Origin of the sequence: Rhizobium sp. BK275, from assembly GCF_014193555.1 — a bacterium.
GTDB lineage: Bacteria > Pseudomonadota > Alphaproteobacteria > Rhizobiales > Rhizobiaceae > Rhizobium.
The window spans coordinates 227205-252793 of record NZ_JACHZL010000004.1; the positions used below are offsets into that span (position 1 = coordinate 227205).

Sequence of the window (25589 nt, forward strand, 5' to 3'; positions counted from 1 at the left end):
GATCAGAATGCTCAGGCCTTGCCGGCCTTCACGTCGAGGACGCGGTTAGCCGCGGACACGATTGCTTCGAGCGATGCGGCGACGATATTGGTGTTGATACCTGCGCCGAAGAGCTTGCCGCCCGGATAGGACGTCTCGACATAGGAGATGGCAGCGGCATTCGAGCCGTGCTGCAGCGAATGCTCCGAATAATCCTCGACCGACATCTCGATGCCGAGATAGTGCGACAACGCATTGATGAAGCCATCGATCGGGCCGTTGCCGCGGCCTTCGATACGCTTGATCTCGCCATTGTCGGTAATCTCGGCCGCGACGATCCGCTGTCCCTTGCGCTCTGTATCGGGATAGGTGTGGTGGTCGACAAACTTCAGACGCCCACCCGGCTGCGTCACGTAGCGCTCGATGAAGCGGTCGTGGATGCGCTTGGAGGGAAGCTCCTTGCCTTCTTCGTCGGTGATGCGCTGGATGTCTTCGCGGAATTCGACCTGCAGGTTGCGCGGCAGGTTGAGCCCGTAATCCTGCTGCAGGATATAAGCGATGCCGCCCTTGCCGGACTGCGAATTGATGCGGATGATCGCCTCGTAGGAGCGGCCGACATCACGCGGGTCGATCGGCAGGTAAGGCACTTCCCAGACAGGATGGTTGGCGACCTGAGCAGCCTTCATGCCCTTGTTGATCGCATCCTGATGCGAGCCGGAAAAGGCCGTGTAGACCAGTTCGCCGACATAGGGATGACGCTCGGCGATCGCCATCTGGTTCGAATATTCGAACACTTCCTTGATGCGCTCGATGTTGGAGCAATCGATTTCCGGATCGACGCCCTGCGTGAACATGTTGAGCGCCATGGTGACGACATCGACATTGCCGGTGCGCTCGCCATTGCCGAAGAGCGTGCCTTCGACGCGGTCAGCGCCTGCCAGCAAGGCCAGCTCAGCGGCGGCAATGCCGGTGCCGCGGTCATTATGCGGATGCAGCGAGATGATCAGGTTTTCTCTGTTATCGAGATTGCGGCACATCCATTCGATCTGGTCGGCATAGACGTTCGGGGTCGCCATTTCGACGGTCGAAGGCAGGTTGATGATGAGCTTGTTATCGGGCGTCGGCTTCACAACGTCGATGACGGCGTTGCAGATTTCCAGCGCCACGTCCAGTTCGGTGCCGGTAAAGCTCTCGGGCGAATACTCGAAACGGTAACCGCCGCCGGCCTTGGCTGCCATGTCAGTGATCATCTTGGCGGCATCGACGGCAATCTGCTTGATGCCCCGCACATCCTTGGCGAACACCACGCGGCGCTGCAATTCGCTGGTGGAATTATAGAAGTGCACGATCGGCCGGTTTGCGCCTTGAAGCGCCTCGAAGGTGCGCGTGATCAGCTCAGGCCGGCACTGCACCAGCACCTGCAGCGACACGTCGTCAGGCACATTGCCCTCTTCGATGCACCAGCGGGCAAAATCGAAATCGGTCTGCGAGGCCGATGGGAAACCGATCTCGATTTCCTTGAAACCCATTTCGAGCAGCAACTGGAACATGCGCGCCTTGCGGTCGTGCCCCATCGGATCGACGAGCGCCTGATTGCCGTCGCGCAGGTCGACGGAGCACCAGATCGGCGCCTTGGTGATGGTCTTGGTCGGCCAGGTGCGGTCGGGAATGTTTACCTGCGGATAAGCCCGGTACTTCACGGCGGCGTCGGGCATGCCCTTGGCGGAAGCAGCGCTTGCGGAGGATCGGCTGGTGTTCATGTCCATTGTCTTGTCTCCTCGTCCCGGCATTTGCCCCGCGTCTTAGCCGATCATATCAGGCTTGGCGACTGCAAATGCGGACCTTTACTCGGTCGTTTGGTCAATTTTGAGAGTGAGTCGCGAGGAGCGATAGCCGGGCGGCTTTCGGCCGCCGGGCGCTCCTCAAAGGACCCGGCAACCGCGCGTAAGGCCGAGGAGAAGAAGCGCGGTCAGGGCGCGCGTATTGTCACGCAATGCCGTGCGGCTGCGTGCAATCGTCTCGGAAATCCGTGCGCTTGTGCTCTTCATGACCGCGCTTATAACCTTCGGCGGAAATTCCGGCAACCCCTCACCTATTTTTTCGTCATCTGCACAATTCGAGACAGCGCGAGCATCAGCCCACCGGCAACCAGCCCCCAGAAGGCGCCGGAAATGCCGCCGAAGGAAACGCCCGATGCCGTGACGAGGAAAGTGATCGCCGCCGCCTCGCGCGTATCAGGCGCCTGAAAGGCCGCCATGGCAGACCCGGAGAAGGCACCGACAAGTGCGAGACCCGCCACGGCCTCGATCAGGATCGGCGGCGCCAATGCGACAAAGGCCGTCACTGCGCCCGCAAGCAGGCCGAGAATGACGTAACCGACACCCGAAATCAGCGCTGCCCAATAGCGCCGCGAAGGATCGGCATGCGCATCCTGCCCGGCGCACATCGCCGCCGTGATGGCCGCCAGATTGACCGCATGGCCGCCGAAGGGCGCCGCCAGAAGCGAGAAGACCCCGGTGACGGCAAAGAGCAGTCCCGGCTTCGGATCATAGTGATTGACCTTCAGCACGGCGATACCGGGAATGTTCTGCGATGCCATCGTCACGATGAAGAGCGGCAGCGCAATGGACACGAAGCCTGCGAGATTGTAGACCGGATGGACGATATCGACGACAGGCACCAGCGACTGTTCGAGTGAAGCCAGCGCCCCCTCCGGAATATCGACACCGAAGGCCAGCACCAGCACGAAGGCCACCAGCGCTGCCGGCACGGCCCAAAGGCGCTTGAAGGCGCCGACCACGATCCAGGTCAGAATGATCGGCAATCCAAGCAGCGGATTGAAGGCGATCGCCTTCACCGGGGCAAAGCAGAGACCGAGCAAAACACCCGAGAGCATGGCATTGGCAAGTGGCGCGGGAATGGCGGCGACGGCCCGCCCGAGCGGCTTGAACAGCCCGGCAACGACGATCAGCACACCGCAGAGAATGAAGGCTCCGACAGCCGCATCGAAACCGCCGTCGATCGTGCCGATGCTCGCCAGCAGCGCCGCACCGGGGGTCGACCAGGCAATGCTGACCGGCAGGCGCGTAACGGCGCTGAGCACGACGGCGCAAAGCCCCATGGAAATCGACAGCGCCATCAGCCCCGAAGCGGCCTGCGCATCGGTCGCACCAACCGCCTGCAATCCGTGCAGCACCACGGCAAAGGAGCTGGTAAACCCGACGAACGCCGTCAACAGCCCCATGAACAGGCTCTGGACGGAAAAATCTTTGAGCATGGCGCGACTCCGGCTGCGAAGATTGCGCATGGAGCAGCATAAGAGAATTGCACGCAAGCCGGATTGCCGCCGGAAATGTTCGCCTGAGCGGCAATCCCCGAGATTACTTGTCGTTATCTCGGCGGATAGGGAAACGCCCCGCCTGCGGCTGACAGACGGGGCGTAAATTCAAAAACAGATCAGCGAAAGATCAGATTTCGTTCTGTGAGGTCACGACGCGAGCGACGAGACCATAGGCAACGGCGTCCTCGGCCGAGAGCCAGTAATCGCGGTCGATATCCTTGGCGATCTTTTCTTCCGCCTGGCCGGTGGCCTTCGAGAAGATCTTGATCAGTCGCTCGTTCATCTTGATGATCTCGCGTGCCTGGATCTCGATGTCCGAAGCCATGCCGCGCGTGCCGCCGGACGGCTGGTGCAGCAGGAAGCGGGTGTTCGGCAGGCAGATACGACGTTCTTTCGGAGCTGCGGCATAGATGAGCGCACCGGCAGAGGCGACCCAGCCCGTACCGATCATCCAGACCTTCGGCTTGATGAACTTGATCATGTCGTGAATGGAATCGCCGGATTCGACATGGCCGCCGGGCGAATTCACGTAGATGCGGATATCTTCGTCATTGGCGGCAGCAAGCGCCACGAGCTGAGTGCAGACCTTCTGTGCCAGTTCCTGCGTGATCGGCCCGTAGATGAAGATCGAACGCGACTTGAAAAGGTTCGCCTCCGTTTCCTTGCCGAGCGGCAGTTCCTTCGTCTTTTCGTCCTGTTCTTCTTCTTCGTTCATTCGAACCTCTCTCACGTCCAATGCGGTTCCTCGCACATAGTGCGACTCAATGCGTAAAACAATGCGGGAAAAAGAGGAAGCAGGAAGCGGTGAAGATATTCTTATGACAAACGGACGATATCATCGCATCCTCTGAAAAGACCGGGAGAAACGCAAAATGACCTCCTCCCTGCTACGCGCAGCCGTGCGCAATAACGCATTCTGGTGCGACGCCGTCTGCAAGGCGCAGGGCTCGCCCGGCGAGTTCACGTCAACGCTCTGGTTCCACCGCCGCGGCACGCCGCCCTTCTATCCCGATGCCATAACGTTGACGGAGGCGGACGACGAAGCGGTAGAGGCGATCGAGACGCTGATCAGCAGCGAGAAGCGCGACTGGGCAGTCAAGGACAGCTACGCGGCTGTCGATCTCGCACCCCTCGGCTTCACGATGCTATTCGAAGCCGAATGGATCGGTATGCGCACGCCAATCCCGGCACCGTCCCCATTCACATGGGAGCGCATGGAAAGCGCTGCCGATCTTGCGCGATGGGATGCGGAATGGGGCAAGGCGAACGGGCCGATAACGCAGACGATCTTTACCGAGCCACTGCTGCATGATCCTGAAATCACTTTCCTGCTTGGTTTCGAGCACGGCCAACCGGTCGGCGGCGGGATCCTCAATCACCACGCCGGCGTCGTCGGCCATTCCAACTTGTTTGCCGAGGACCGGCACGGTGAAACCATCCGCCGCGGGCTGATCGCGCAGGCCGCCAGGCTCTATCCGGGAGAACCGCTTGTCGGCTACGAACACGGCGACGACCTGGACGAGGCGCTGCGCACGGGCTTCGAATTTCTGGGGCCTCTGCGCATCTGGCTTAAGGAAGTCTGAGCTTACTGAAATGTAAGCCGCCAAGGCTTTGAAATGCCCCAATCGCTTCCTAACTCAGCTTAACGCGGCCCTCCCGCCGAACGCTAAAGCCGCAGAACTTTAAAGGAGACAGGACATGTCACCGGAAGAACGCCAATTGCTGACCGCCCTCTTCGATCGCGTCCGTACCGCAGCCGCCACGCCGCGCGATCCGGAAGCCGAAGCGCTGATATCGGAAGCCACCCGTGCGCAACCCTCTGCCACCTATTATCTGGCACAGGCCGTTATCGTTCAGGAAAAGGGTCTGGAAGCCGCTGCCAACCACATCAAGGAGCTTGAGGAGCGCGTCCGCCAGCTCGAAGCGGGCGAAGGGGGTCACCGCCAGGCGGAACAAGGCGGCTTCCTGAGCTCCATCTTCGGCAACACGCAGACACAACAGCCGGCGCCCGCTCCCGGCCCATGGGGTGGCGCACCGAGAGATAGCTACGAACAACCGCGCGGCTATGACAATAGCCGTCAAATGGCACAGCAGCCGACCGGCCCCTGGAGCCAGCAGGCCTACGCGCCGTCCGCCGGCGGCAGCTTCCTGCGCGGCGCTCTCGGCACGGCAGCCGGTGTCGCCGGCGGCATGCTGCTTGCCAATTCGCTTTCCGGCATCTTCGGCAACCACATGTCGTCGCTTGGCTGGGGTTCGCCTTTTGGCGGCGCCAATCCCTTCGGCAATGCCAGCGCGCCAACCGAGGAAACCGTCATCAACAACTACTATGGCGACAACAGCCAGGCCGACGATAACCGGACGAATAATGACGACAATGTCCAGCAGGCCGATTATGACGACAATGACGACGACTTTTCCGACGATTCCGATAGCGATACGACGGATGTCTGAGAACTGATGCGCTGTATGTGCGACAGCGGGTTTTAAACTGCCGCACCGTATCCCGGCCCTTCGCTTAGGCTCAGGGCGTTCGCTGCTGCAATCGATTCAAAGCAATTCCAGAAAAAGTGCCTGGCGGTTTTTCGTCCGGAATTGCATTGAAGGAAGAACTATCGATTGCTCGGGCTGTGCCCGACCGCGGCTCACCCACGTCCGCGATAGGTCGCAACGCCCTGATCCGGCAGCCATACACCTTCCGGCGGCTTGCCGGTCTGCCAGAAAACGTCGATCGGAATGCCGCCGCGCGGATACCAGTAGGCGCCGATGCGCAGCCACTTCGGTTCAAGCAGCTCGACGATGCGCTTGGCGATGTAAATCGAGCAATCCTCGTGGAAAGCGCCGTGATTGCGGAAGGAATGCAGGAAGAGCTTCAGCGATTTCGATTCCACCAGCCATTCGTTCGGAATGTAATCGATGACGATATGGGCGAAATCCGGCTGACCGGTCATCGGGCAGAGCGACGTGAACTCCGGTGCCGTGAAGCGTACGACATAATCGGTGCCGACGTGGTTGGCAGGCACCTTTTCCAGGACCGCTTCTTCGGGGTTCTTTGCGGTTTCCGTCTGCTGGCCCAGCATCGAAAGGCTGGAAACGTCTGTCTTCGGCATTACGCCTCCTTGATCACTTTGACGCGGATACCGTGAGCTTTTTCGCCCTCCGGCTCCACGTGAATGGCAATTGTCGCGCCCGCATGCGCTGCGCGAATGGCATCTTCAAGGCGGTCGCAAATATCATGGGCTTCACGAACCGTCATCTTGGCGGGCACGACAAGATGGAAATCGACGAAGGTCACCGAACCGGCGCGCCGCGTCTTCAGGTCATGCACGCCGATCGAGCCTGCCGCATGGGTGGCGATCGCCTGCTTGATCGCCTCCTCCTCCTGCGGCTCGACCGCCTGGTCCATCAGCCCGCCGATCGACTGAGAGATCACCTTCCAGCCCTGATACAGGATGTTGAGCGCAACGAGAATGGCAAGAATGGGGTCGAAGATCGCATAGCCCGTCGCAAGCGCCAGAAGTAGGCCAACGAGAACGCCAACGGAGGTGACAACATCCGACATGATGTGCTGCCCATCCGCCGTCAAAGCCGCAGACCGGTGCTTTCGCCCGGTACGGATCAAAAGCTGCGCCCAGATGGCATTGATAACCCCGGCGGCGAAGTTGATCGCAAGACCCAGAACCGGCGCTTCGAGCATACGCGGATCGGCAAGTTGGCCGACGGCCGCCTCGACGATCAGCAGCGCAGCGACGACGATCATCACCCCTTCGGTGACGGCCGAAAGATACTCCGCCTTATGATGGCCGAAAGGATGATCGTGGTCAGCAGGCTTCTGCGCATAGCGGATGACAAAGAAGGCGATGAAAGCCGCCACCACGTTGACGAAGGATTCCAGCCCGTCCGAGAGCAGCGCCACGGAGCCCGTCACCCACCAGGCGACCATCTTCAGTCCCATCACACCGAGCGAAACGGGAATGCCCCAGAACGCCAGTTTCCGGACCGTGAGATTGCTCTCGTCGTTCATATCGTCCCCCTGCGGATGCGAATGAATTGCAGCATTTAAGCCATCGAAACGCAAAACCGCCCACGCGGGAATCGCGCAGGCGGCCAATGCGGGTGATATGGGCAATCGGGTCCAAAAAGTCAAAGGCCTTGCAGATTAAAACAAAGGCAAGTTCTTCCCGAGTGAATGGCGTCCTCTACGCCGCGTCGCATGATTGACGCCAATTCCATAATAACTTATATAACTTATTATGGAATTTGAAAAGGAACCTGCTTTGGTTGAAGATATGGTGAAATCGCTGGGCTACCTATGCCTTGGCAGCCGCTTCCGCCGGATCGGCGAACGACTGCAGGCCGACACACAGGAGGTGATCGAGGAATTGGGCGTCTCGATACAGGCCGCGCAATATCCCTTTCTCGGCGCCATCGACAGGCTCGGTCCTCTGACCATAGGGGAATTGGCGCAGGCCGTGGGCATCACCCAACCCGGCGCGACGCGCACCGCTTCCCAGCTCATGGAGCTCGGCTTCCTCGATATGCAACAGTCCGCCGAAGATCAGCGGCGCAGGGTCGTTTCACTGACACAGAAAGGACAGGAACTCGTCGACTATTCCAGACAACAGGTTTGGCCGCGCATCGCAGCCGCCGTTGCCGATCTCTGCGGGGATCTCCACGGCCCGCTGCTTGAACAGCTTGCGGCAATCGAGGATGGGCTTTCAGAAGCGCCGCTCATCCGCCGCACCAGCGCCGCGCAGGAGAAAACCGCATGAGCCATATCCTCGACCGACCGATCTGGAACGCGCTTCAGACGACGCATGCCGAACTCGCCGAAGGCGGCGAACATGCGATGCGCTATCCGCCCTCCATCGTTCCTTTCGCGGCCGCCGCCGACGAGACGCGCGAAAGCCTCGAAGCGCTCGAAAACCTGCCGGCGGCAGACGAGGTCATGGCGATCGTCGAAGCCGGACCCGTCACCATACCACAGGGGCTGACGGTCGTCTCCGAAGGAAAGCTGGTGCAGATGATCGCCGAGCGGCCTTACGAGCGTATTTCCGACAGCCGGCTGCAGCCACTGACCATTGATGATGCGGAAGAAATGCTCGCTTTGGCAACGCTGACCAAGCCTGGCCCTTTCACCCTTCGTGCCCAAAGCCTCGGAACCTTCTGGGGTGTGAAGATCGACGGCCGGCTCGTCGCCATGGCCGGCCAGCGCCTGCGTCACCCTGGATTTGGCGAGCTCAGCGGCCTTTGCACCCATCCCGATTTTCAGGGGCGCGGCCTCGGCACCCTGCTCTTCCGCTACGTCGCCGGAGAAATTTCCGCCAGGGGCGATACCGTCTTCCTGCATGCCTATTACACCAACACGTCGGCCATCACGCTCTACAAGGCACTTGGCTTCACGCTGCGATCGGAAATGAACCTGCACGTCGTCAAGCGCCGCGCATAGGCCCCCTCATATACTTGCTAAAACACCATAGGCTCACGCTTTTGCCATGCGCGCCATGATAGCGACCCAATTGCATGGTGTGGACGGCGCTGCAGTCAATTGGGGACCGCGTGAGACATGCATTGGATCAATCGCTACATCGACCAACCGTTGCTTGACGGTGCGGCCAGTTCCTTGCGGGCCTGGCACATCCGGACCGGCCTGTCGCCGGAACGGCTGGAGCCGCTCTGGAACATTGCCGTGACAGGCCTGCTGATCTTCGCGGCCAGCCATTTCCTTGCTGGTCCAGCGCTCCTATTGTGCTACGGCGGCCTCGTCATGCTCGCGCTCCCCTCCGCCTGGACGCTGTTCACCGGCCGCGATGCCGACGGCTACAATGCTGCCACCTACAAAAAGCTGAAAGCCAGGGCCTTCATGAAGCGTGAGGCCGAATGGGCCGTCCGGCTCGCCATCCTCTTCACCGCCGCCTGCCTTCCCTTCATTACCCGCTCGGACGATCCGTCCGCTGCCTATTTCATGATCGGCGCCAGCCTCTGGTTCGTGCTGACGGGACCGGCAAGATCCTATCTGGCGGCAGCAGAACCGCCGATGCCGCGCGATGGCGACCGGTCTTTCAAGACCGATTTGCAGTTCGGCTGAGCAGACTTAGTCAGCACGCAAATCCAATTGTTGCGGCGACAATGGAACGAAGCGCTCACGCTTCCGTTATCCTTGCCAGCAACCGCTGAAGGAGATCGCGATGCTGTATTATGCTCTGGTATTTCTCGTCGTAGCCCTGATTGCAGGCGTCCTTGGATTTGGCGGCATTGCCGGCGCATCCGCTTCGATCGCCCAGGTCCTGTTCTTCATCTTCCTGGTGCTGTTCGTCGTGTCCATCGTCGCCCGGCTCATGCGGCGGGTCTAGACCGACAACCTAACGCACAATAAGAACCCGCCGTTTCCGGCGGGTTCTTATTGTTTATGCCTTTGGCATCAGGCGGCCTTGGTCTTGGCCCGGCGAGCGAGATGCGCCACCACATTCTCGATCATCCGCATGCCGGCATCGCCACCGAGCGTCATGATCGATTCCGGATGGAATTGCACGGCTGCGATCGGCTCCTTGGCATGCTCGATGCCCATGATCGTACCATCCTCGCTTTCAGCCGTGATGATGAACTCCCGCGGCAGCGTCGAAGGATCGGCAAAGATCGAGTGATAGCGGCCAACCGTCACTTCCTTGGCAAGGCCGGAGAAGACGATACCCGGCTCGAGCACGCGGATGCGCGACGGCTTGCCATGCATCGGCAGCGCCAGATGGCGAAGCTCGCCGCCATAGGCTTCGGCCAGTGCCTGCAGGCCGAGGCAGACGCCGAAGATCGGCAGATTGCGTGCCCTGGCCTTCTTGATCGTCGCCTTGCAGTCGAAATCCTTCGGGTTGCCGGGACCGGGCGACAGCACCACGAGATCCGGATTCAGCCGATCGAAAATTTCTTCGGGCACCGGCGTGCGCACGGTCGAGACCGTGGCTCCCGTCTGGCGGAAGTAATTCGCCAGCGTGTGCACGAAGCTGTCCTCGTGGTCGATCAACAGAATGTTGACGCCCTTCCCGACAGAGGCGACATCGCGCTGGATCTTGCCGGAATTGCCGGTCTTTGCATCGCGGATGGCGGAAAGCATGGCAGAGGCCTTCAGTTCGGTTTCGGCTTCTTCTTCCTCAGGAATGGAATCGTTCAGCAGCGTCGCACCGGCGCGCACTTCCGCGATGCCATCCTTGATGCGCACGGTGCGCAGCGTCAGGCCGGTATTCATGTCGCCATTGAAGCCGACCATGCCGATCGCCCCACCATACCATGCGCGTGGGCTCTTCTCATGGGATTCGATAAAACGCATGGCCCAGAGCTTCGGCGCGCCAGTGACGGTCACCGCCCAGGCGTGGCTGAGGAAACCATCGAACGCATCCATATCGTCGCGCAGACGGCCTTCAATGTGGTCGACCGTGTGGATGAGGCGCGAATACATCTCGATCTGCCGGCGGCCGATGACCTTGACCGAACCCGGCTCGCACACGCGGCTCTTGTCGTTGCGGTCGACATCCGAGCACATGGTCAGTTCGGACTCATCCTTCTTCGAGTTCAAGAGCTTCAGGATCTGCTCGCTGTCGGCAATCGGATCGTCGCCGCGCTTGATCGTACCCGAGATCGGGCAGGTCTCGATGCGGCGGCCGGAAACGCGCACGAACATTTCCGGCGAGGCGCCGACCAGATATTCCTGATTGCCGAGATTGATGAAGAAGGAATAGGGCGATGGATTGATCGCCTTCAGCCGCTTGGAAATATCGGACGGCTTGCTTTCGCAACGCTCCATGAACTTCTGGCCAGGCACCACTTCGAAGAGATCGCCCTTGCGGAAGCTCTCCTTCGCCTTGACGACGAGGTCGGCATATTCGCCCGGCCGGTGATCGCTCTTCGGCGGGATGACGTCGGTGCGCACGAAAGGCTCTGCCGCAATATCCTCGGCCTTGCCCTCGGTCGTCTTGCCGTCCTTGGCGAAATCGTAGCGGTCGATCCAGGCCTTGGCGGCATAGTTGTCGACGACGAGGATTTCGTCCGGCAGGTAGAGAACCATGTCGCGCTGGTCGGAAGGCCGCTCCAGCTTCAGGTTGATCGCATCGAACTGGAAGGCGAGATCGTAACCGAAGGCGCCATAAAAGCCGAGGCTGGCATCGGCCTGCGAATGGAAGAGATCGGTAATGGCGCGAAGGACGGTAAAGACCGTCGGCATCTTCGAGCGCTCTTCCTCGGTAAAGACGCGGTCAGGCATCTTGACCGTCAGGTCGAGCTTGCGCGCGGTCGATACACCGAGTTCGATCTCGCGAACCGTCTTCAACCGCTCGACGATAAAGCCGAGGACGACCTCGCCGCGCTCGTTATAGGCTTCGATCCAGACATTGCGGCCAAAGGAGGAAACACCGAGCGGCGGATCGACGACGGCCGTATCCCAACGCGTATAGCGGCCCGGATATTCGTAGTTCGACGAGAAGACGGCGCCGCGCCGCTCGTCGAGCTTGTCGACATAGGACGAGACCGCGTCGGCATAGGGAATTGCCCGCCTTTGCCGGGTGACGGTGATGCCGCCCTTGGTCTCATAGATTTCCGCACCATCATCCCGCAGGATCGTTACCATAGTTCCACTCCGTTATCGGACCCGGACGAAAGGCGACCTTTGAAACAAAAAAGCCGCCTCGAAGTTTCGGGCGGCTCGTTCGTCGTCTTTGGACACGATTGGTCGAGGCCGCCTCAGCGAGCCCACCACCAAACTGCAATGTTCAAGGACTTCTTCATGGGCAAAATTGTTAGCCTGAGATGAAGCCAAGCGCAAGGGGCCATTCGCGCACGAAAAAGGGCGACCCGAAAGCCGCCCCTACCCCAGCCTTGAAAGGCTGATTTGCAGTTAGAAAGTCTTGGTGACCGAGATCTTGAAGGTACGTCCCGGCTCCGTGTACCACTCCTTCGGCTGTGACGCCGTCGGTGAACTCAAATTAACGTCACGAACTGCCAGCGCGCTGTAATATTCCTGATCGAAGATGTTATAGACACCGCCCTGGATGCGCAGACCCTTGACCTGCTCAGGCGTCCACCATGCCGTCAGATCGACGATGCCATAACCAGGTGCATCGAAAGACGTCTCCGCATTATCGTTGCCGGTCATCTGCGACGAGAGTGTCGAGGAGAGGTCGAAACCGTATTCGTCGTTGCTCCAACCGCCGCCGATAATGGCCTTGAACGGTGCAACAGAGCGCAGCCGCTCCTGCGTATCGTCATTCCGACCATAGGTATAAGCAAGCGAGGTATGAAGATTGATGCCGTTGTCGAAGGTCTTGATCACATTCGCTTCGAGGCCCGAAATCGAGGCCGACGAGACGTTCACGTAATTGAATTCCGTGAAGTTGGCTACGGGGTTGTAGTTCTGCTGCGTCTCAATGAAGTTCTGATAACGGGTGTGGAAAGCGGCCACTCGCCCCTGCATGCCGCCCGTGTCGAAATTGGCACCGATCTCGATGCCACGGCCGATTTCCGGCTCAAGATCGGGATTGCCAAGCTGCGCATAGCGGCCGTTGGGATTGTAGAAGCGGCTATAGAGTTCGTCCACGGTGGGAGCTCGGAAGCCAACTGCCAACTGCGCATAAAGCTGGACATCGGGCGTCAGATCGTAGGTCGCAAGCAGCTTTGGTGACATTGCTGCTTCAGTGCGATCGCGGAGATCTCCGAAACGGCTGAGGCCGGTATTGGTTGCAAACCCACCACCAGTCGACGGGTTGTAATTAAACCAGTCGAAGCGGAAGCCCGGCGTCAGCGCGAAGCCGGTATTGCCGATTTCGATCTTATCTTCGAAAGTCAAAGCAAGGTTCTGGCTGTCGACATTTGGCACTTCCGCCTGATTGTTCAGAGAAGGGCATGTCGTCGGCGTCGGGCAAAGCGCCCAGCTGAACTGGGTCCACTTCGATACGCCGACATCGAGACCAACGCGAACGGAGTGATTGAGACCGGAATATTCGAAATCCTTGGTCGCGGTGCCACTGAAGCCCCAGGTTTCGTTTTCGATCTCATTGTTACGGCCGTAGGCAACATTAGCGGCCGTTCGGCCCTGGCTGCCGGCTTCCTTCTTCAAATCAAGCCAATAGAGCGTCGCCCGAGCACTGCTGAAGAAGGCATCGGAAGACTGCGCTTCATAATCATAATCGAGCGAGACACGATCGCGGTCGCGCAATTCACGGCCGTCGAAATTGTTGATCATGTATGTGCGGCCAAAGCCTTGCTGCTCCCGAAGATCGGTCTTCAGATCGCGCCGGAAACGTTCAGCCGTCAGGCCGATGCGATGGCCGCCTTCGAGGTCCTGGCGCACCTTGAAGAGCAGATTGTTCTGATCGAAATCAGCCGGATCCGCCTCGGTGCGCAAGCGGCCATAGCTGTCGTTATCGCCCGTGTTGTCGCGCTCGTGGCCCTTGCGATAAGAACCCTGGAAAAGGATCGACGTGTTGCCGACCTTTTTGGCGGCAGCAGCGGAGCCTGCAATGCTGCGATCTTCGCTGTCATAGGTCGACTTGACGATCGCACCCCAGTCGCGATCTTCCGGGATCAGGTCTTCAGGCTCGAGCGTGTTGAGAACGAAGGCACCGCCGAGCATACCCGAGCCGCCCTTGCTCGAATCCGCGCCGCGCACGATGTCGAGAGAGGAAAGTGAATCGAAATCGAAGGTATCGCCGCCGCCATTGGCGTTGCTGGTCGCAAAGGCGCCCTGACGCGAACTATTGGAAACATAGGGGATCGGGATTCCATCGATGGTCGTCAGGATACGCGGACCGGAAAGGCCGCGCAGGTTGAAGCCCCCGTCGGCACGCGAATAGTTCACGGTCGCATCGACGCTGCGACCGATGTCGTCGTAGTTCGTGACCTGCTTCTGTTCCAGTTCCTTCCTGTCGATCTGGGTCGCAAGCGGCGTGTCGGCAATGCTGCCGGGCGCCGCCCGATTTCCCTTGACGACGATCTTCTGGAGAACGGTTGCGCCGTCGGCATTCGTGGCCGGCGTCGCTGCCGGTGCACTCTGAGCGAGAGCCTGTGAAACGGGAAGAACAAGTGCGGCTGCTGTGCAGACCATTAGAACCGAGCGCCAATGCCGGACGATCATAACCTACCCTCAAATGGAAATTACCGGGCTGGCTGTCGTGGCGTGTCAGACGCTCGAGGGGCTGGCTAGGCTTGCGGACGATTGCGGAGATTTCCGCCTTCTTTTTGCCGCATAAAAAACATGAGTTTTATTGTCAATATATATGGGTGATTTATGTTGAATTATATGCTCAAGTTTTAACGATCTTCTCAAACGTTGCGCAACTGCAACGAAATCGCCGCTCTTGCGTTTCCTCCGCTCGATCAACGACGGGAAACGACGTGTGAGAGAATTTCGGAAGACGGCGGTCCTTCTTGCCGCACTCGCCCTGCTCCCCGGCGCAAAACTGCCGCGAACCGGCCCGGTGCCGCAGGCAAGACCTGAAGCCGCAACCGAAGCGCCTGCTGTCCCTCAACCAGAAAAGAAACCAGAAACCGAGGAGGCTCCCAAGCCTCAGCCGGAGGCTGCGCCCGAGCAGAAGCCCGAGACGATACCGCCGGCTTCCGAGGTTCCGACACCGCAGCCCAAACCCGGCGAAACCTCTCCCGCACCCCCAAGCGGAAAGGATGAGTTGCCTCCTGTTCCGCCGGAAGACCAGAAGCCAATAAGACCCGGTGAGCTGACCCTGGAGCAACAGCACCTGACCATCGAGCCCGAGAGCGATGCGGACCATGCACAATGCATTAGAGAATTGCAGAGCCTCGGCATTGTCTTCCGGGAAATACCTCGCATCGACGATGGCAACGGATGCGGCATCGACAAACCGATCATTGTCTCTCAGGCTCTGCCCGGCATCACACTGAAACCTGAAGCAACATTGCGCTGCCCGACGGCACTGGCGCTCGCGCGATGGATGAAGGGAAGCGTCATGCCAGCAGCCTCCGTCGCCCTGCCGGAGAGCGGCGAAATCACCACCATCAATCAGGCCTCCGCTTATATCTGCCGCCTGCGCAACGGCGCAGAGACCGGCAAGATTTCCGAACATGCTCGCGGCAATGCCATCGATATCGCAAGCTTCAGCTTCGGGAAGGGCGAGGATGTCGCCGTCCGCTCACGTCGCGAGGATTCGACCCTGACAGGCGCATTCCAGCGCACGGTGAGCGCGGCAGGCTGCCTCTATTTCACGACAGTGCTCGATCCCGAGAGCGACATTGCCCACGAGACCCACTTCCATCTCGACGTGATCAAGAGAAAGGGCGGCTATCGCTATTGCCACTGAAATTCAATAAGGAAGTAAAAGGCTTGGCCGAAAAAGCGGAAGCCGATTACGAAAGCCTTGAATCGGATTGTGAAATGGCTGCCGATCAAAACAGCCCTTCAATATACCCCTGGTCATTGAGGAAAATCCGTTCGGCGGATGGCGATTTCGGCAGGCCGGGCATGGTCATGATCTCCCCGGTGATGACGACGACGAAGCCCGCACCTGCCGACAAGCGCACTTCGCGTACCGGCACGATATGCCCCTCCGGCGCGCCGCGCAGGTTCGGATCTGTCGAGAAAGAATATTGCGTCTTCGCCATGCAGACCGGCAGCTTGCCGTAGCCCTGCTCCTCCCAGGCGGCAAGTTGGTCGCGTACAGCCTTGTCAGCCGTCACCTCGCCGGCATGGTAGATCTTCGAGGCGACGATCTCGATCTTTTCGAATAGCGGCAGGTCGTCGCCGTAGAGCGGCTCGAACCGCGCCTGTCCGGATTCGGCAAGCTCCACCACCTTATAGGCGAGGTCCTCGATACCGGCCGAACCCTCCGCCCAGTGGCGGCAGAGGATGGCTTCCGCGCCGTGGCGCGCGACAAATTCCTTCACGGCAGCGATTTCCGCATCCGTATCCGAAAGGAAATGGTTGATCGCAACCACGACCGGCACGCCGAACCGGCGCACATTGGCGATGTGGCGGCCGAGATTGGAGCAGCCTCGCACCAGCGCGCCCACATTTTCCGTGCCGAGATCGTCCTTCTTCACGCCGCCATTCATCTTCAGCGCCCGGACCGTCGCGACGATCACGGCAGCGCTCGGCTTCAGCCCCGCCTTGCGGCACTTGATGTCGAAGAATTTCTCGGCCCCGAGATCGGCCCCGAAGCCCGCTTCCGTCACGACATAGTCGCCGAGCTTCAGCGCCGTCTTCGTCGCGATCACCGAATTACAGCCATGGGCGATATTGGCAAAAGGCCCGCCATGCACGAAGGCCGGATTGTTTTCCAGCGTCTGCACGAGGTTCGGCTGCATGGCATCCTTCAGGAGCACGGCCATCGCCCCGTCTGCCTTGAGATCGCGGGCGTAGACCGGCGTCTTGTCGAAACGGTAGCCGATGATGATGTCGCCGAGCCGGCGCTCCAGATCCTTGAGATCGCTCGCCAAACACAGGATCGCCATGACTTCGGACGCGACGGTGATATCGAAACCGTTCTGCCGCGGGAACCCGTTGGAGACGCCGCCGAGCGAGGAGACCATGCTGCGCAGCGCCCGGTCGTTCATGTCCATCACCCGTCGCCACGTGACGCGGCGCAGGTCGATATTCTCTTCGTTGCCCCAGTAGATGTGATTGTCGATCATCGCCGCGAGCAGATTATGCGCCGAGGTGATCGCGTGGAAATCGCCGGTAAAATGCAGGTTGATATCTTCCATCGGCACGACCTGCGCATAACCGCCGCCGGCCGCCCCACCCTTGACGCCGAAGCAAGGGCCGAGCGAAGCCTCGCGTATACAGACGATCGCCTTCTTGCCGATGCGGTTCAGCCCGTCGCCGAGACCGACCGTGGTCGTCGTTTTGCCCTCGCCCGCCGGCGTTGGATTGATAGCGGTAACGAGGATCAGCTTGCCGTCCTTCTTGCCCTCCTGCGCAGCAGTGAACTCGGCACTGACCTTGGCTTTGTCGTGGCCATAGGGAACGAGTTGCTCCGGCGGGATGCCGAGCTTGGCCCCGATCTCGAAGATCGGTTTCTTCGTTGCCGCACGCGCGATTTCGATATCGGATTTAATGGCAGCCATGGATCAGGTTCCCGCTTTCTCTGCGCGCGACGGACTCGGCGTTTATTTCAATCGGATAGCGAAATATGCCCCAACTGTGAATAGCGCCATGCATGCCGGTCTCCCTATTCCATGGTTATTAGGGACCAGCGATTCCGGGCTTTACGACGGGAGACCATGAAAGCATCTCGGCATCAATTTACCGAGGCATCAGCCGGGACGATCGCCGCCTCGGATTTTCTGGGGCACCGGACACTTTCCTTCGCATTTGGTCCGCAGAGATGAAAGCCGGGCTCTTCATCGTCAGGGATGACACCATTGATGATGCCGAGTTTTAGCGCCTGAGAATGATAGATGAGGCCTCTAGCGCTTGGTGGTGCTGTCATCATCGTGTCGACTGTCTCTAGGCTGATGCCCATCTCATTGAAATAGGCGTGGAATTTGTCTCGTTCGGCCTCTGTTAGCTTCGCCGCCGGTTGATTGAGGCCCATATCAGAGCTTCCCACAAGCCGCGGCGTTCCGCCCATGAAGGCAAGAGTGCAGCTAGAAAAGCAGTAAGCACCGCTGGCAGAGACCTCGCCCTCGGTCGGCCCGCCTTTGGCCATGCTCGCCGTGCAACGCGGGTCTGACACTGGACAATTCGGCAACCGCGCCCCGCCGACTGAAGTCTCCAGACCCGCAGCCCGGATCATGCGCCCCATTGCGAAAGCAGCTTCCATGTCCCCACCAAAGGACTGAAAGACGACCGGCAGCTTTCTTCCGCCGAGCGTCTTCAAGATTGCGTCCAGCTGAGCCGGCGTATCCCGTGTGATGTCTCCATCCGCAGAAATCCATTGCGTGCACTCTTCCACGCAATTGCCGTTATACATCACAAGGAAGTCCATCGGATGCGTTTTCGACGCCCCCTGGTATGTATATGCGGCCACATCCTGCACCGGTGGCGCCTGAGATACAGTCGCCTCAGTCGTCGGATGGCGATAGCAGACAGCCTCTGGCGCCGCGTCCTTGGCGCAGAGCGGCATGCCGGGCCATTCGTTGTAGGCCAGCATATCCGTAATCAGGCCCGTCCTGAGCGCTTCCGTAGGTACGACCATCGCCATGCTCTCAGGCCCGGCACTCATCATCAGGTCAACGATGTCATCGCTGACATCCATCTCTTTCAGATACGCCTTGAGAGTTGCCGTCGCTTTTTTGCCTAGCTTGGTAGAGCTGCTCTGCCCGGTAACCTTGCGGCCAATCTCCTTGCGGGAGACTTCCTGCCTCTTCCCGTTCACCATCTTATATTCAATGCGATAGGACACGCGCATCTTGTTGTAGACGGTCGTGATCTGATGAACGCCGATATACGCCCATTGCGACGAAGCCCGCGTCGTACCACCTGCCAAAGCCAGCGGGCACGCAGAGACGCAATATGCTCCATACGAATAGGTAGATCCTGCTGAAGCGCCATTCCGGGCGATGGCGGCAGCGCAACGTAGATCCTCTGGCGGGCAGCCCTCCAGCCGCGTACCACCGACCGCGGTTTCCAGCCCAGCCTTACGAATCATTCGTCCCATAGCATAGGCAGCGTTCACATCCCCACCTTCCGAACGGAACACGACCGGCAATTTCCGATTCCCGATCTTCTTGAGAATTTTTCTCATTTGGGCAGGTGTATCGGAAGTAATGCGCCCCTCGGCCGAAATCCATTCCGGGCAGGGTTGGTTGCAAACAGCACGGCGCACGAGGATGAAACTCATTGGGGGCTGCCCCGCCTGTTTCTGTTCGGCAGCCTGGGAGACAGCAGCTCCTATCGGCAAGTTGAAAAGAAACAAAACAAATAATAACTGGACGGGAAAGTACTTATCAAAAAAAGAAATTGCAAAGCGCACGCTTAGATCGCCTCAGTTGCATCTGATTATACGCTTAGCAACTGAATTGAACGGCAGCAAGCGGGATTGCGAGCGCTTGCTGCCGTCCTATTACTTTACTCGCCCATGGCAATCAGGCTGGCATTGCCGCCTGCGGCGGCCGTGTTCACCGAGATCACTTGCTCCAGCGCAAATCGCTGCAGATAGGCCGGACCGCCAGCCTTGAAACCGGTGCCCGAGAGCCCCGAGCCGCCGAAGGGTTGAGTGCCGACCACGGCACCGATCATGTTGCGGTTCACATAGACATTGCCGGTATCGAGCGCATCGGTGACGGTGCGGATCGTGGATTCGATGCGGCTGTGGACGCCGAGCGTCAGGCCGTAGCCGGAGGCCTGGATATCCTGCAACACCCGAGGCAATTCCTTCGCCTTCCATTTGACGATGTGCAGGACGGGTCCGAAGACTTCCTTGGTCAGCGCTGTGGATTTATCGAGCTCGATAATATGCGGCGCGAAGAAGCTGCCTCCATCAGGCGCCTTGCCGGCATAACGCACCTTCTGCGTCTTCTGCATGTCGGCGATATAGGCTTCCAGCATCGCCTTCTGCTTCTCGTCGATGATCGGGCCGACATCGGTGGTTTCCAATGCCGGATCGCCGAGTTGCAGCTCCCGTGCTGCCCCTTCGATCATCTGCGTCATGTGCTCGGCCACATCTTCCTGCAGGAAAAGCAGGCGAAGCGCGGAGCAGCGCTGGCCGGCCGAACGGAAGGCCGAGAGGACCACGTCGTCTGCCACCTGCTCGCCGAGCGCGGTCGCATCGACCACCATGGCGTTGAGGCCACCGGTTTCGGCAATCAGCGGTACGATCGGCCCGTCCTTGGCAGCAAGCGCCCGGTTGATCGCCCAAGCCGTCTTCGTTGAACCAGTGAAAGCCACACCGGCAAGCGCTGCATGCGCGGTGATGGCGGCGCCAACATCGGGACCACCAGGCACGAAAAGCAGCGCATCTTCCGGCACGCCGGCCTTGTGAAACAGTTTGACCGCTTCATAGGCGATCAGCGGCGTCTGCGGTGCGGGCTTTGCGAGCACTGCATTGCCGGAGACGAGCGCGGCCGAAACCTGACCGAGGAAGATTGCCAGCGGGAAATTCCAGGGCGAGATGCAGGCAAAGACGCCCCGCCCGCGCCAGAGGTAGCGATTGTCCTCGCCGGTCGGCCCCGGCATCTTGGCCACGGTGCCAAAGAGCCGGCGGGCCTCCCCGGCATAATAGCGGCAGAAATCCACCGCTTCACGCACTTCGGCAACGCCATCATCGAGCGTCTTGCCGGCTTCTGCCGCGAGAAGAACGAGAAGCCTGTCGCGGTTTTCCTCCATGAGATCGGCCATCCGCTCAAGCGCCGATGCGCGTTCCTCGACCGAACGGCGAGACCATGTCTTGAAACCCTTGACTGCGACGGCAAAGGCCTTGTCGATATCGGCGGCGGTGGCGTTGCGCACCGAGCCGACGGTCTTCGAATGGTCTGATGGCGAGATGACAGACACGTCCGCACCACCAGCAGCAAAGCCGGGGATCAACGGCGTGGCCGAAATTGCCGCAATGCCCTTGCCGATATTGCCCATCAGCGTTTCAAGCGTCGCACGATGACCGAATTCCAGTCCGGCGCTGTTCTTGCGCTTGCCGTAGAGCTGCAGCGGCATTGGGATCTTGCTGTTGCGCGCACTGGCACCGACATCGAATTGCAGCTTGTCTGCCGGACGCTCCAGCAGTGCCTTGATAGGAACGTTCTTGTCGCCGGCCATGGCGACGAAAGAGGAGTTGGCGCCATTTTCCAGAAGGCGGCGCACGAGATAGGCGAGCAGATCGCGATAACCTCCGACCGGCGCATAGATGCGGCAGGCGATGCGGTCGTTGGAGTTCATCAGGTGATTGTAAAGGCTCTCGCCCATGCCATGCAGGCGCTGGAATTCGAAGCCGGAGCGATCATTGCCGGCAAGCTCCAGAATGGTGGAAACCGTCAGCGCATTGTGTGTGGCAAATTGCGGGAAGATACGCGCCCGCTTGGCAAGCATATGCTGCGCGCAGGCGAGATAGGAGAGATCCGTCGCCTGCTTGCGGGTCCAGACCGGATAATCGTCGAGCCCGCGCTCTTGCGCCCGCTTGACCTCGGTATCCCAGTAGGCGCCTTTCACGAGGCGCACCATCATACGACGATCAAGCGTCTCGCAAAGCCCGTCAACATAGTCGATCACGGCGACCGAGCGCTTCTGATAGGCCTGGATCGCAAGACCGAAACCATCCCAGCCGGCAAGCGACGGATCGGAAAAGACGGCGGCGATCACGTCGAGCGAAAGTTCCAACCGGTCGGCCTCTTCGGCATCGATCGTAAAATTGAGTTGATACGCCTTGGCCATCTGCGCGAGCTTCAGGAGATCGGGCACGAGTTCCTTCATTACGCGGTCGCGATGGGTGGCGAGATAACGCGGATGCAGCGCCGAGAGCTTGACGGAAATGCCCATACGGTCGGGCAGGCTCTTGCCCTTGGCGTTCTTCGCCATCCAGCCGCCGATCGCTTCGATCGCCACGGCATAGGACTGCCAGTATCGCTTGGCGTCTTCTGCCGTGCGCGCGCCCTCGCCCAGCATATCGAAGGAGTGGCGATAGCCCTTCTCTTCGCTCTTGGCAGCGCGGTTCAACGCGTCCTTGATCGTCTCGCCGAGCACGAAATGATGGCCGAGGAAGCGCATGGCCTGCTTGGTGGCATTGCGCACGGTCGGCAGACCCATGCGCTTGACGAGACCGCGCACCACGCCTTCGGGCGTTTCGCCGGGGCGGATGATGCGGGCCGAAAGGCCGAGCGCCCAGGCCGATGCGGAGACGAACCAGCTGTCGGCCTTTCCTTCATGCTCGCTCCAGCCGCCTTCTTTCAGCTTATCCTCGATCAGCTTGTCCTGCGTCAGTGCATCGGGCACGCGCAGCAGTGCTTCGGCAAGCACCATCAGCGCCAGGCCTTCCTTGGTGGAAAGCCCGTATTCCCGCAGGAAATCCTCCACGCCGCCGATCGACCCGGAATTGTCGCGGATCGCCTCGATCATGCCGCCGGCACGCTTGTCGATCGCCGCATCCTGGGAGGCCGAAAAACGCAAGCCTTCGGCAAAACCATGCAGCAGACGATCGTCGTCACCGGCAAATGGAGCGTTGAACGGGGCAAACGGCGTGGAAATCTGGGTTGGCATGAAGGGTTCTCCGTGATTTTAGCAACATAGCTGTTCATTCGTGGTGTTTTTCACTAAACTGACGCCAACCAACACCATCTTTGCCTACCGACTGCCTGAAAGGCCGCGAAAAATGAAAGAACTCGACCGTCTCGACCGCAAGATTCTCCGCGCACTGCAGAAGGAGGGACGGCTTTCCAACATAGAGCTCGCCGAACGCGTCAGCCTGTCGCCGACGGCGACGGCCGAACGCGTCAAACGGCTGACGCGAGAGGGCTATATCACCGGCTACATGGCGATCCTCTCGCCGGAAAAGCTCGGCCGCAATCTCCTCGTCTTCGTGCAGGTAAAGCTCGACCGTACCACGCCTGACGTCTTCGATGCCTTTGCTGCGGCGGTAAAACGCAGCGATGACGTCATGGAATGTCATATGGTCGCAGGAGGCTTCGATTATCTCGTGAAGGCCCGCATGGCGGGGATGGAGGCCTATCGCCAGTTCCTCTCGGAGGTGATTCTTTCCCTTCCCGGCGTACGAGAAACACACACCTATGCGGTGATGGAGGAGGTAAAAGGCACCACACTTTTACCCGTGTAGGTCAAAAATCAACTTGAACGCGTTTTTTCACTGATTAATTTTTCACAAAATGAATTAATCAGCGTGTGCTAAGTCAATTAGCACTAGCATGCGTGCGGATTTATGTATTTGATAGCGGTAACATGAAGACTTGCGGGGGCGTATAATGTCTTACATGACTACCTCTGAAAGGCAGTCATTGCTGTCGAGCGAACTGGCGGTGGCGCGCACGCGTGGCCTGTTCGCGCAGGCGCTTGGAAGAGTGGCCGCCGCTTTCGGTTTTGAGCACGTCACTCTGCTGAACGCGCCCTCGGCGGAAGATCTGCTGCTCAAGCCGCTGATCATCGAGAGCTCGTTGCCGGTTTCCTACATCAAAGATTTTGATCGCGGACATATGCTGCGTGCCTGTCCGTTTGCCGCCCGCATGAGGGAATCGGCCGTGCCGCAGGTCTGGCACCTCAGCGATCCCGGCCATGCACAGTCCTTTCCCGCCGACATCAGGAATTTGATGCTCCAGCGCGGCATGATGGCGGGTATCGCCATGCCGATCAACTCGGCCGATGGACAGCGCCTCGTCTTCTGGTTCGGCGGCGAACGCGCATCCCTCGGCCAAAGCGAGATCAACGAACTCGTGATGATCGTTCTCCACGCGCTCGACACCTACAACGCCGTCAAGCGCAATGAGGAAAGCGCTCATAGTGCGCTTTCGGCTCGTGAACTGGAGGTCGTACGCTGGACCGCACAAGGCAAGACCTCGATAGAGATCGGCCAGATCCTGGCGCTCTCGGATCACACGGTAAATGCCTATATGACCAACGCAATTAAAAAACTCGATTGCGTCAACCGCACCCAGTTGGTAGCAAAAGCCATCCGATTGAAGCTGATCAACTGAGGAATCAGAAGAGAATCAGCGCGTCATCCCGAATTAGGGGGAAACCGTGCCTCTTCGTTTCGAACAGCCAGCCGTCGAACATCGGCCGCAGTCCCGTGCCCACATCGGCGTTACCGATGCCGAAGCGCTGACCATGTTCGCCGCCTACCGCCTCTTCGGCTTCTGGCGGATGAACCTTGAGACCGGACATTTCTTCGCCAGCGAAGACGTACACCAGATCTTCGATCTTCCCTACAGCGAAGGTCCGGTCAATCTGACTGAACTCATGTCACGCATCCATGAGGAAGACCGGTTGCTGATTGCCGAAACCTTCGAGCAGGCGAGCCTCCACCGTGTCGGCTTCCACTATGTCTATCGCGTCGACAACAGACTCGGCGGCTACAAGATGGTGCGCTCCGTCGGCAAGTTCCGCGACGACGCCAGCGGCGGCGGCATTGTCGGCATCACCTATGAATTCGTCGAGAAGCTGCGCATCGTCGGCTTCGAGGATGGCGGCGCTCCGCTTTAATAGCAGTCTAGCGGTCCAGCACCGCGCGGATTTCAACGAGGTTCGAACGCACTCTCAATATATAGAAGCCCATCGTGGCGAGATGGCTCGGCATGATCCAGCCGTCCTCCCGCCCGTTGGAAATAATCGCCGGCTGGATGCGAAGGGCCGCCTGGAACTGCCGTGTCGTGCCGGCCAAGATCGCCCCGAGGTTTCTCTCCGACACAACCTGAGAGAAATCCGCCTGCGCCGCCGAAAGAATCGCGTAATAGGCGTAGAGTTGCCCATACGCGAACCAGAAGCGATCGTCGGCACGCGTATCGAACCAGCCGCGATTGTGATTTTCCGAGCGCTCGGCCAGCATGTCGGAGGTGCTGCCGAGATCGTTGGCGATGCGGTCGATGAACTGAATGAGGTTGTCGGCGCGGCCGTCGAAGACCGCATTGCAGCCGGCCAGATCGGTATTGAACTTGCGCAGGCTGTTGATCGCCGCGCGATAATAGGCCGGCGTCGGCGTCTTAGGCCCGAAGGGGCTGAGGCCGAAATACCAGCTAAATTCATCGAACTGCAGATTGCCGCGCGCGTTCTGCAGGTCGTTGTTGATGCCGGACGTGCCGCGCACGCGGCCCAGCGTATCGACAAGCTCGACGGAAGTGCGGCGGACGGCCTGATTGATGCCGCGCTGGAAGGATGCCTTGTTGTCGAGGAAGGGCGTGTGATCCCAGTCGATGCCGAAGAAGCCCATCTTGTAGAGCACCATCGACGATATCCAGGCATTCTGATTGACGTTGAAATCCGTCAGATCGGCCGCGACATCGACAATCGCCGAGCGTTGGCAGGTCTTGGCAGCAGTCCCGTCAGCCGCCGGAATTTCCTGCCCGGCCGGCACCTTGCGTTCCGAAAGACGATACTGATCGACGAAGTCAGTATTGAAATTCGACCAGATCTGCGTCTGCCAGATGAAATAGCCGTAGAGAACGACGAGAAGCGCAACGAACGCGATGATCGGCAGCCTGATCATCCAGGTCCGCCGCGCATACCATCCGTGCGCGGCCAGGAACGGCCAGAAGGCCCAGGCGGCAAAAAGGCGAACCCAGCGGCTGATCGTCTGGCCGATCAGTCTGAAAAAACCGGCAATCCGGTCAAGCATCGTCGTCTCCTGTCAGGCGGCGAAAACGGGGATATCCTTTTCATCCACATATG

At 59.6% G+C, this 25589-nt stretch carries 21 protein-coding genes; 10 read left to right on the forward strand and 11 right to left on the reverse strand.

The annotated features are described in order from the left end of the window. Positions 1–11: 11 nt before the first annotated feature. The 3 genes from leuA to FHT82_RS14590 form a co-directional block, all read right to left on the reverse strand. Positions 12–1745 carry a 2-isopropylmalate synthase gene (gene leuA, locus FHT82_RS14580; RefSeq protein ID WP_183731678.1) on the reverse strand — a complete coding sequence of 578 codons (1734 nt, stop codon included), beginning with the start codon at positions 1743–1745 and terminating at the stop codon, positions 12–14. A 326-nt stretch (positions 1746–2071) separates the two neighbouring features. Continuing rightward, on the reverse strand, positions 2072–3286 hold the full coding sequence (locus FHT82_RS14585; protein WP_183731681.1) for a benzoate/H(+) symporter BenE family transporter: 1215 nt from the start codon (positions 3284–3286) through the stop codon (positions 2072–2074). Between the two features lie 160 nt (positions 3287–3446). After that, a complete protein-coding gene (locus FHT82_RS14590) occupies positions 3447–4034 on the reverse strand; it encodes an ATP-dependent Clp protease proteolytic subunit (RefSeq protein WP_183731684.1) in 588 nt (195 codons plus the stop codon). Between the two features lie 157 nt (positions 4035–4191). Between FHT82_RS14590 and FHT82_RS14595 the strand changes: the two genes are divergently transcribed. Next, the gene (locus tag FHT82_RS14595; RefSeq protein WP_183731687.1) at positions 4192–4902 is read left to right on the forward strand and encodes a hypothetical protein; all 711 of its coding nucleotides are present in this window, start codon (positions 4192–4194) and stop codon (positions 4900–4902) included. Between the two features lie 115 nt (positions 4903–5017). After that, the gene (locus tag FHT82_RS14600; RefSeq protein ID WP_183731689.1) at positions 5018–5770 is read left to right on the forward strand and encodes a DUF2076 domain-containing protein; all 753 of its coding nucleotides are present in this window, start codon (positions 5018–5020) and stop codon (positions 5768–5770) included. A 191-nt stretch (positions 5771–5961) separates the two neighbouring features. Here FHT82_RS14600 and queF read toward each other — a convergent pair whose 3' ends face one another. Together queF and emfA are read right to left on the reverse strand one after the other, a co-directional pair. Continuing rightward, complete coding sequence (gene queF / locus FHT82_RS14605) at positions 5962–6426, reverse strand: preQ(1) synthase (RefSeq protein ID WP_183731692.1); 465 nt, start codon at positions 6424–6426, stop codon at positions 5962–5964. Continuing rightward, a complete protein-coding gene (gene emfA / locus FHT82_RS14610; protein ID WP_183731695.1) occupies positions 6426–7340 on the reverse strand; it encodes a CDF family cation efflux transporter EmfA in 915 nt (304 codons plus the stop codon). Before emfA ends, queF begins: the two co-directional genes overlap by 1 nt. A 253-nt stretch (positions 7341–7593) precedes the next feature. On the opposite strand from emfA, the gene FHT82_RS14615 reads away from it, so the two are divergent. The 4 genes from FHT82_RS14615 (at position 7594) to FHT82_RS14630 (ending at position 9669) form a co-directional block, all read left to right on the forward strand. Then, on the forward strand, positions 7594–8088 hold the full coding sequence (locus tag FHT82_RS14615) for a MarR family transcriptional regulator (protein ID WP_183731698.1): 495 nt from the start codon (positions 7594–7596) through the stop codon (positions 8086–8088). After that, positions 8085–8765 (forward strand): GNAT family N-acetyltransferase, encoded by a 681-nt coding sequence (locus FHT82_RS14620; protein WP_183731701.1) that lies wholly within the window; start codon positions 8085–8087, stop codon positions 8763–8765. Before FHT82_RS14615 ends, FHT82_RS14620 begins: the two co-directional genes overlap by 4 nt. A gap of 117 nt (positions 8766–8882) precedes the next feature. Next, positions 8883–9404 (forward strand): hypothetical protein, encoded by a 522-nt coding sequence (locus FHT82_RS14625; RefSeq protein WP_183731704.1) that lies wholly within the window; start codon positions 8883–8885, stop codon positions 9402–9404. A 100-nt stretch (positions 9405–9504) separates the two neighbouring features. Then, positions 9505–9669 carry a DUF1328 domain-containing protein gene (locus FHT82_RS14630; RefSeq protein WP_007824505.1) on the forward strand — a complete coding sequence of 55 codons (165 nt, stop codon included), beginning with the start codon at positions 9505–9507 and terminating at the stop codon, positions 9667–9669. 68 nt (positions 9670–9737) lie between these two features. Here the strand turns inward: FHT82_RS14630 and FHT82_RS14635 are convergent, their stop codons facing one another. Both FHT82_RS14635 and FHT82_RS14640 read right to left on the reverse strand, forming a co-directional pair. Next, positions 9738–11927: an anthranilate synthase gene (locus FHT82_RS14635; protein WP_183731706.1), complete on the reverse strand. Its 2190-nt coding sequence runs from the start codon at positions 11925–11927 to the stop codon at positions 9738–9740. A 267-nt stretch (positions 11928–12194) separates the two neighbouring features. Beyond that, on the reverse strand, positions 12195–14429 hold the full coding sequence (locus tag FHT82_RS14640; RefSeq protein ID WP_183731709.1) for a TonB-dependent hemoglobin/transferrin/lactoferrin family receptor: 2235 nt from the start codon (positions 14427–14429) through the stop codon (positions 12195–12197). Between the two features lie 262 nt (positions 14430–14691). Between FHT82_RS14640 and FHT82_RS14645 the strand changes: the two genes are divergently transcribed. After that, a complete protein-coding gene (locus tag FHT82_RS14645; protein ID WP_183731712.1) occupies positions 14692–15627 on the forward strand; it encodes an extensin family protein in 936 nt (311 codons plus the stop codon). An 85-nt stretch (positions 15628–15712) separates the two neighbouring features. Here the strand turns inward: FHT82_RS14645 and FHT82_RS14650 are convergent, their stop codons facing one another. From FHT82_RS14650 to putA, 3 genes are all read right to left on the reverse strand, one after another. Continuing rightward, a complete protein-coding gene (locus FHT82_RS14650; RefSeq protein WP_183731715.1) occupies positions 15713–17392 on the reverse strand; it encodes a formate--tetrahydrofolate ligase in 1680 nt (559 codons plus the stop codon). A 173-nt stretch (positions 17393–17565) separates the two neighbouring features. Further along, positions 17566–19242, reverse strand: a complete 1677-nt coding sequence (locus FHT82_RS14655) for a hypothetical protein (protein WP_183731719.1) — start codon at positions 19240–19242, stop codon at positions 17566–17568. A 95-nt stretch (positions 19243–19337) separates the two neighbouring features. Further along, a complete protein-coding gene (gene putA, locus FHT82_RS14660) occupies positions 19338–22454 on the reverse strand; it encodes a bifunctional proline dehydrogenase/L-glutamate gamma-semialdehyde dehydrogenase PutA (RefSeq protein ID WP_183731722.1) in 3117 nt (1038 codons plus the stop codon). A gap of 112 nt (positions 22455–22566) precedes the next feature. Between putA and FHT82_RS14665 the strand changes: the two genes are divergently transcribed. From FHT82_RS14665 to FHT82_RS14675, 3 genes are all read left to right on the forward strand, one after another. Beyond that, complete coding sequence (locus FHT82_RS14665) at positions 22567–23028, forward strand: Lrp/AsnC ligand binding domain-containing protein (protein ID WP_183731725.1); 462 nt, start codon at positions 22567–22569, stop codon at positions 23026–23028. A 145-nt stretch (positions 23029–23173) separates the two neighbouring features. After that, positions 23174–23899 (forward strand): LuxR family transcriptional regulator, encoded by a 726-nt coding sequence (locus FHT82_RS14670; RefSeq protein WP_183731728.1) that lies wholly within the window; start codon positions 23174–23176, stop codon positions 23897–23899. Between the two features lie 46 nt (positions 23900–23945). Beyond that, a complete protein-coding gene (locus tag FHT82_RS14675) occupies positions 23946–24407 on the forward strand; it encodes a PAS domain-containing protein (protein WP_183731731.1) in 462 nt (153 codons plus the stop codon). 7 nt (positions 24408–24414) lie between these two features. On the opposite strand, the gene FHT82_RS14680 is transcribed toward FHT82_RS14675, so the two are convergent. Continuing rightward, a complete protein-coding gene (locus FHT82_RS14680) occupies positions 24415–25536 on the reverse strand; it encodes a DUF2333 family protein (protein WP_183731734.1) in 1122 nt (373 codons plus the stop codon). Positions 25537–25589 lie beyond the last annotated feature (53 nt).